Origin of the sequence: Mesorhizobium sp. M7A.F.Ca.CA.004.04.2.1 (genome assembly GCF_004022825.1) — a bacterium.
Lineage (GTDB): Bacteria > Pseudomonadota > Alphaproteobacteria > Rhizobiales > Rhizobiaceae > Mesorhizobium.
Map to the genome: position 1 here is coordinate 1 of NZ_RZPH01000336.1, position 5,562 is coordinate 5,562.

The following is a 5,562-nucleotide window of genomic DNA, read 5'->3' on the forward strand; positions in this document are numbered from 1 at the left end:
GGGCGATGATGCCGTCGCCGATGCCAATATCGGCGAGCACGATCTCACCGCATTGCCCGCGCCCCGGCAGCAGCAAGTGGCCGGGCTTTTTCCGCGCGAAGGTGACGGTGACCTCGGCACGAAACGCCCTGCTCAATATTTCGCCGCTGGCTCCCGAGACGCCCGACGGCAGGTCGATCGCGACCACAGGCAGGCGCAGGGCTGTCACTGTATCGACAGCTTTCGCGGCATCGCCGGACAGCGGCTTGGACAGCCCTGCCCCATAGAGCGCGTCGATCACGATCGAGCCGAACTCGGCGTCGAAATCAGACAGCGGCCGGGACTTGACCAGGGATTCCGCGGCGGCGAGCGCCGCATCGCTTTCCGGCCTCGGCGCTCCGGATGACCAGATCGTTGTGCCGACGCCGCTGCCGGCCAGGAGGCGTGCGACGACATAGCCATCGCCGCCATTGTTGCCGGGACCGCACAGCACATGGACATGCGGCGCTGCGGGATAACGCTTGAGAATCTCGGCCGCGACCGCTTCGCCCGCGCGCCGCATCAGGCTGATTCCATCGGCCGGACCGGCCGCGATCGTCAGCCGATCAGCCTCGCTCATTTCGGCCGGGGAAAGAAGTTCGTTGCTCATGGATTGCCGATCCGCATGCTATCAAGCATTGTCCAATTTCGATCCTAAGCAAACAAGGGGGAGTTGCCGAGATCTGCAGCCATAACGTCGGCACGAAGGCATTGCGGGCAGAAAATTGCCTGCGGGATAGGCGATATGCCTGATTTTTGTGCGGACGCAGGTGCTGGCGCTGTGTAGGCTCTGGCAGCCCATGCCGCTTCCGGTGCAGCGAATGACGCGAATTTGCATCCCGGTGCGGCGCGGCTTTGAAATCTTATGAGACCGCTTCGAATCCGCTGAATTGGCACAGTTCGTGCTTGATGGAGGCGCAAGCGGGGGGTCACAACCCGTTTTTTTGGCAGTGGAGGCCACTTTTTACATGAAAAAGATCGAAGCGATCATCAAGCCATTCAAGCTGGACGAAGTGAAGGAAGCGCTTCAGGAGGCCGGACTGCAAGGCATAACCGTCACCGAGGCAAAGGGCTTCGGTCGTCAGAAGGGCCATACCGAACTCTACCGCGGCGCCGAATATGTCGTCGATTTCCTGCCCAAGGTGAAGATCGAGGTCGTGCTTGGCGACGACGCGGTCGAAGGCGCCATCGAGGCCATCCGCAAGGCGGCCCAGACGGGCCGCATCGGTGACGGCAAGATCTTCGTCTCCAACATCGAGGAAGTCGTGCGGATCCGCACCGGCGAAACGGGCATGGACGCGGTCTGAACCGACCGCCCCATCCTCCTGAAAACGTCATCATCAAAAAAAGTCATCACACAGGGATACACGACATGACGACAGCCAAAGACATCATGAAGCAGATCAAGGACAACGACGTGAAATTCGTCGACCTGCGCTTCACAGACCCGAAGGGCAAGCTGCAACACGTGACGATGGATGTCATCGAGGTCGAGGAAGACATGTTCGCCGATGGCGTGATGTTCGACGGCTCGTCGATTGCCGGCTGGAAGGCCATCAACGAGTCCGACATGGTGCTGATGCCCGACCCGGAAACGGTTCACATGGATCCGTTCTTCGCCCAGTCAACCATGGTCATCCTGTGCGACATCCTCGATCCGGTTTCGGGTGAATCCTACAACCGCGATCCGCGCGGCACGGCCAAGAAGGCCGAGGCTTACATGAAGGCCGAAGGCATCGGCGACACCATCTTTGTCGGCCCGGAAGCCGAATTTTTCGTCTTCGACGACGTGAAGTACAAGGCCGATCCCTACAACACCGGTTTCAAGCTCGACTCCACGGAACTGCCGTCGAACGACGACACCGACTACGAGACCGGCAATCTCGGCCACCGTCCGCGCGTCAAGGGAGGCTACTTCCCGGTGCCGCCGATCGACAGCGCGCAGGACATGCGCTCGGAAATGCTGACCGTGCTCGCCGAGATGGGCGTGCGCGTCGAAAAGCATCACCATGAGGTGGCGGCGGCGCAGCACGAACTCGGCATCAAGTTCGACGCACTGGTACGCAACGCCGACAAGATGCTGATCTACAAATATGTCGTGCACCAGGTCGCCAATGCCTACGGCAAGACGGCGACCTTCATGCCGAAGCCGATCTTCGGCGACAACGGCTCGGGCATGCACGTCCACATGTCGATCTGGAAGAACGGCAAGCCGACCTTCGCCGGCAATGAATATGCCGGTCTGTCGGAAAGCTGCCTGTTCTTCATCGGCGGCGTCATCAAGCATGCCAAGGCGATCAACGCATTCACCAACCCGCTGACCAATTCCTACAAGCGCCTGGTGCCGGGTTACGAAGCGCCGGTTCTGCTCGCCTATTCGGCGCGCAACCGCTCGGCGTCCTGCCGTATCCCGTTCGGCTCGTCGCCGAAGGCCAAGCGCGTCGAGGTCCGCTTCCCCGATCCGGGCGCGAACCCCTACCTCGCCTTCTCCGCGCTGCTGATGGCCGGCCTCGACGGTATCAAGAACAAGATCCATCCCGGCCAGCCGATGGACAAGGATCTCTACGACCTGCCGCCGAAGGAACTGAAGAAGATCCCGACCGTCTGCGGCTCGCTGCGCGAAGCCCTGCAAAGCCTCGACAAGGACCGCGGCTTCCTGAAAGCCGGCGGCGTCTTCGACGACGACCAGATCGACAGCTACATCGAGCTGAAGATGGCCGAAGTGATGCGCTTCGAAATGACCCCGCATCCGGTCGAATACGATATGTATTACTCTGTCTGAGGCTTCAAGCTCAGACTAAGATACGCCATAATAACCAAGCCCTTGAAAGACTTCCCTCTTTCAAGGGCTTTTTGCTGCGCTCCAATAGGAATTGCCAGCTGACCGGCATGTCTCGCCTGCGCGGCAGCCACGCATGGACAGCCATATTGGTCTTTCGTCTTCGACGATCATACGATGCCTGGATTCTGGACCCACGGTCCATCGGAGCGGCCGGCCTGAGCGCGTCGGTCCGGTGACTTCAATCACTACTCGGCGATGTCCGGTGAAGATCAAGGCGGCCGGTCGGTCGCCAACGTTGGAGCCAGGAGCGAGCGGAGCACTGTCTCAGGCTACAGTGACCGCTCGTCCGGCGCCCACGCCAATGCCGCCGTTCAGAAAACCCCGCCCGTCCGAACAGCATTGCGTGACGTAACCCCAAGGCCTGCGAATACGCATGCCGTAGCGTGATCTGTCAACGCTGCAAGCCGGGCCGCGAATGACCGATTCTGCTGTATGAACAGATGCTTATGGAAGGTCCATTGCCCCAGATAAGGGCTGGAAAAGGCGCTTTTCCGGGCTTTATAGGGAGTGATCGCCGGAGGCTCACATGGCTGCGGCCAGAACTTCCGGGCGATTTGCGACCGCGTGAATTCCCTGACTTTTTCTGGGTATGTTTTACCAGGAATGCCGTCAGCCGGGTAACGGCCAAAAAAGAACCCCGGCGCGAAACGCCGGGGTCATCTTGTCATGCAGTCCGAAACGCTTACGCGGCGGCCGAAACCTGAGCGCTTGCCGGAACCGAGGCGATCGTCTTCAGGATCTGCGAGGCGATCTGGTAGGGGTCGCCCTGCGAGTTCGGACGGCGGTCTTCCAGATAACCCTTGTAGTCGCTCTTGATGAAGGAATGCGGCACGCGGATCGAGGCGCCACGGTCGGCAATGCCATAGCTGAACCGGTTCCACGGCGCGGTCTCGTGCTTGCCGGTCAAACGCTTGTCGTTGTCCGGGCCATAGACGGCGATGTGATCCATCAGGTTCTTGTCGAAGGCCGCCATCAGCGCTTCGAAATAGGCCTTGCCGCCGACTTCGCGCATATAGGCGGTCGAGAAGTTGGCGTGCATGCCAGAGCCATTCCAGTCGGTGTCGCCGAGCGGCTTGCAGTGGTATTCGATGTCGATGCCGTACTTCTCGGTCAGGCGCTGCATGAGGTAGCGGGCCATCCACATCTGGTCGGCGGCTTTCTTGGAGCCCTTGCCGAAAATCTGGAATTCCCACTGGCCCTTGGCAACTTCGGCGTTGATGCCCTCGTGGTTGATGCCGGCGGCGAGGCAGAGGTCGAGATGCTCCTCGACGATCTGGCGCGCGACGGAGCCGACATTGGAATAGCCGACGCCGGTGTAGTACGGACCCTGGGGTGCGGGATAGCCGCTCTCGGGGAAGCCGAGCGGCCGGCCGTCCTTGTAGAAGAAATATTCCTGCTCGAAGCCGAACCAGGCGCCCTCGTCATCGAGGATGGTGGCGCGCTTGTTGGAGGCATGCGGCGTGACGCCATCGGGCATCATGACTTCGCACATGACCAGCACGCCGTTGGTACGGGCGGGATCCGGATAGACCGCAACCGGCTTCAGCACGCAATCGGAGCTGTGCCCTTCGGCCTGCTGGGTCGAGGAACCATCGAAGCCCCACAGCGGCAACTGCTCGAGATCAGGGAATTCGGCGAATTCCTTGATCTGCGTCTTGCCGCGAAGGTTGGGGACCGGGGTATATCCATCGAGCCAGATATACTCGAGCTTGTATTTCGTCATTCTAGCCTCTCGTTGCTTGATCACCGAACACTGAACGGCGTCGACATGCGTCTGCCGTCAGCAGCCGGCCTGCCGCATTCTTAAAATGCAATTCGTGTGCCATTCTTGGTGTGAAGGGTGCGGCAAAATTGACCCGGTATCCACTCGAAGTCGGTGATCCGCCTAAGCGATGCGTTCCGATCAATCACAGTCGTTCTTTGCACAAATAGTGTGCAATTGCTGATCTTTTCATAGGCATATTGCCTAACTTGATTGCAGACCTTATCTTCGGATCAAGTTGAATCGAAAAGGTTCGGCAGAAGAAAGGAACCCGGCAATGGAAATCATTTCCACACGACCGTCGGCCACAATTTTGATGTTCCCGGTGGCAGCGCGCGCCGCTGCCTCAAATTTGAGCGGCAAGGCTAAGTTTGCGGCAGAGCTTGCCTCGCTGCGTGGTGCCCGCGCAGACTTCGGCGACGGCTGGTACCATGAGGCAGCCATCGAGGATGAGACCCGGGGCCGCAAGAGCTGACACAAAGGGCAGCAGCCCTCGCCAACGAATTGGCCTGAAAAGAGAAAGCCCGGCGCGATTGCTCGCGCCGGGCTTTCTTTTGAACACCGGGCCTGCCTACTCCTTGGCGTGCAGGTCGGTGCCGAGCGTATCCTTGACGAAGATCATGCCGATGACCAGCGTTATCGCCGCGATCACCACCGGATACCAAAGGCCATAGTAGATGTCGCCCTTATAGGCGCTGAGCGCGAACACGGTTGCCGGCAGCAGGCCGCCGAACCAGCCATTGCCGATGTGATAGGGCAACGACATGCCGGTGTAGCGAATGCGGGTCGGGAACATCTCGACCAGGATCGCCGCGATCGGCCCATAGACCATGGTCACGAACAGCACCAGGATGAACAGGATGCCGATCGTCATTGGCCAGTTCACTGCTGCAGGATCGGCGAACATGGCGAACGCGCCACCACCCGGAATGTTGTAGAC

6 protein-coding genes are annotated in these 5,562 nt (G+C 60.0%); 3 read left to right on the forward strand and 3 right to left on the reverse strand.

The features are described 5' to 3' along the window. Nucleotides 1-628: NAD(P)H-hydrate epimerase (locus tag EN893_RS16425; protein WP_128361647.1), on the reverse strand; the 628-nt coding region annotated here is incomplete at its 3' end. A gap of 358 nt (nt 629-986) precedes the next feature. Between EN893_RS16425 and EN893_RS16430 the strand changes: the two genes are divergently transcribed. Continuing rightward, a complete protein-coding gene (locus tag EN893_RS16430; RefSeq protein ID WP_006205430.1) occupies nt 987-1,325 on the forward strand; it encodes a P-II family nitrogen regulator in 339 nt (112 codons plus the stop codon). A gap of 65 nt (nt 1,326-1,390) precedes the next feature. After that, nucleotides 1,391-2,800 (forward strand): type I glutamate--ammonia ligase, encoded by a 1,410-nt coding sequence (gene glnA / locus EN893_RS16435; RefSeq protein ID WP_127269124.1) that lies wholly within the window; start codon nt 1,391-1,393, stop codon nt 2,798-2,800. Nucleotides 2,801-3,542: 742 nt separating this feature from the next. Here the strand turns inward: glnA and EN893_RS16445 are convergent. Next, nucleotides 3,543-4,583: a glutamine synthetase beta-grasp domain-containing protein gene (locus tag EN893_RS16445; protein ID WP_127260164.1), complete on the reverse strand. Its 1,041-nt coding sequence runs from the start codon at nt 4,581-4,583 to the stop codon at nt 3,543-3,545. A gap of 316 nt (nt 4,584-4,899) precedes the next feature. Between EN893_RS16445 and EN893_RS16450 the strand changes: the two genes are divergently transcribed. Next, complete coding sequence (locus tag EN893_RS16450; protein WP_127269123.1) at nt 4,900-5,097, forward strand: DUF2735 domain-containing protein; 198 nt, start codon at nt 4,900-4,902, stop codon at nt 5,095-5,097. Between the two features lie 96 nt (nt 5,098-5,193). Here the strand turns inward: EN893_RS16450 and EN893_RS16455 are convergent. After that, nucleotides 5,194-5,562, reverse strand: a 369-nt coding sequence (locus EN893_RS16455) for an MFS transporter (RefSeq protein ID WP_164752201.1), incomplete at its 5' end; no start/stop codon positions are given.